Source organism: Bradyrhizobium sp. Mp27, assembly GCF_029953005.1.
GTDB lineage: Bacteria > Pseudomonadota > Alphaproteobacteria > Rhizobiales > Xanthobacteraceae > Bradyrhizobium > Bradyrhizobium barranii.
In genome coordinates, this window is record NZ_JASAUS010000425.1 from 1 (window position 1) to 2,134 (window position 2,134).

Annotated in this window: 2 protein-coding genes; one reads left to right on the forward strand and one right to left on the reverse strand. The window is 58.3% G+C overall.

Features of this window, described 5'->3' with window-relative positions; translation table 11 throughout:
- Positions 1–893 precede the first annotated feature (893 nt).
- Positions 894–1,367, forward strand: coding sequence for a hypothetical protein (locus tag QJT78_RS50555; RefSeq protein WP_028154209.1), 474 nt, complete (start codon positions 894–896; stop codon positions 1,365–1,367).
- A 476-nt stretch (positions 1,368–1,843) separates the two neighbouring features.
- Here QJT78_RS50555 and QJT78_RS50560 read toward each other — a convergent pair.
- The coding region (locus tag QJT78_RS50560; RefSeq protein ID WP_281460845.1) for a hypothetical protein at positions 1,844–2,134 on the reverse strand (291 nt) is incomplete at its 5' end.

A 2,134-nucleotide genomic window follows, 5' to 3' on the forward strand; every position in this document is an offset into this window, starting at 1 on the left:
AAAGTCATCGCCGGTGTAAAGTTCATCGACGGAATCGAAGTCATTCCGAACACTGAAAGCCACGCCGCCTGATCAGGCCGCGTCACCCAAAATCAGCCATAGCTCTGCAGCCAGCCGCGTCTTCTCAATCGGTTGTGGCCGGTCGGTCTCTCGGTTACGCATTTGAAGTCGTCCAGTCATGTGTCGTTCCAACTATGACAGTTGGCGCAAACGTTCAAGACAGGCGGATCGGTGTTCCGGCCGGTGCCCGCGGGATCCTCCGGCAGGACGCATGCTCAAAGGAAGCGATCCGTCATGTTAAGGCTGCGGAGGTTGCGCGTTAGCCGGACGCTGCGGATTTTGATGGCCGCCAGCGGGACACGGGTGCAAAGGAGCCAGAGCTCAAGGCCCAGCGTCCCGGAGGGGCGAGTGGGTAGGGAGCTAAAGTTACCTCTCACCTCGGCCGGGCAGCAGAGGCAAACCCAATTCGCGAGCTCGTCGCCTAACGGATGCGATGTGACGTCCAATCTCTCGCGCCATCGCTGGCACTCTTTCCTTACGTTGCGCGAGTTCGATCAGCAGCTTGGTCTCTTCTTCGGTCCATTTGCGGGGTTTTGCGGGCTCCATTGCTGTTCTTGCTCCACGAATCGAAACCGGCATCAGTCTGTGACTGCGATTCTGGCCCGATGAAGGCGATCACGTTCGCCGTCGTCGGGCCTGCACCTTGGTACAATGATGGTCGCCGGCCCGTCGCCCTGTGGCTCACCGGGCATATTCGACGTCGCGCGTCAGGAACATCTAGGCCGGTGGTTAACCCTGTTGGCAACACCCCGTGCGTGGTACGTGAGCCGCCGCCATGTTGCCTCATGGATCGATGAATTTTCACCGGCACTATTTTAAGGTGGAGAAGCATCATGCTGAGAATGGTGTTGTTGGGTCTCCTCATCCTATTGGGTGTTGGATTTCTGGTGTCGATGGAACTCAGAAATCCGGCGCGAAGTACAGTAGCGGTCGTCCAGCCCCTTGCCGAAACGACCGTAGGCATTTCCGATTCACATGGTGCGTTGGCGAAAGCTGATCGACTAGAAATTGCCGCTGCGAGCAGCGAAACTCCAGCGCAGCCTTCTCTAGTCGAGGAACGCATTTCTCCATCGGAAGGCATGGGTATCGATTCTTCGGACCCCCCCAAGGTGATCGACCACCATCGGCACCATCCCAAATCAAAGAAGGTTGCCGCTGCCCTTCCTAAGTCGAAGTCAAAGGAAACCGAAATCAAACAAACTACCATTTCCGGGCGTTCAAAGGCTGCCGGCGACACCGAGCCCTGTCGGCTAAGCGCGTTCGGTGGTTTGCGTAAGGCTTTGAACTCAATCGACTGCGAGATCTGAATAGGAAGCTGGACGATGCGCCCTTGAAGTGGATGCCGCCGCCCTCAGCTGCACACGGTCCCACCAACGGACCAGCAAAGGCCGCCGACAGAGCCAGCCAGCCGGCCATTGCCCTTGGCGTAGCGCGCCACGTTCTGCTGCCTGTCAATCGGCTAGCAAATTTTGGACGCCGATCCCCCGGCTTAGGGGTCAATATTGCAGGCCGAATGACAGCGTTGCCCCGCAAGGCGTACGGGCCGCCGCTAAGCGCCCGTGAGATGTCGGCTTTGATCGCTGAAGCGGTGGATGCGATCAGCGTCCGCGAACCCGCTCAGTATCGCGCGATAGACGCAAGTCGTCGGATGTAAATGCCGCTGGACGCTGATGTCCGTTTCTCCCCCAACAGCGGCGCTAAAGCGGACATCGCCGGAGGTCTGGGTTGGGCCACATCCGGACTCATGCAGCGCAACAAGATGCGCACTCAGCCGATCACTTCATCAGTGCGCGCGAGTACCATCGGCAGTCGAACCTTGCAATTCGATTCGAATTGCGCGGCGCTTCATTCGGTTACCCTTGTGCGTCGACGCCAAGTTCGAGGCTATGTCCTGCGATTGGTTGAATCTTGGCCTCCAGGCTCCGCGCATCACCGGCTCCAGCGGTCCGATCTCAGGCGCCAACACTAGTACCCACTTTTCTTGGAACGTGAGTCGTGATTCAAGGTCGGGATGATACCCGAAGCAAGAGAAGTCCACCTTTCGAGGAAAGATCGCAAGGTGCTTGAGGCGTGC

What these genes read in the sequence shown, in the direction of transcription:
- QJT78_RS50555 (WP_028154209.1), top strand. Translation starts at nt 894, where the DNA reads ATGCTGAGAATGGTGTTGTTGGGTCTCCTCATCCTATTGGGTGTTGGA.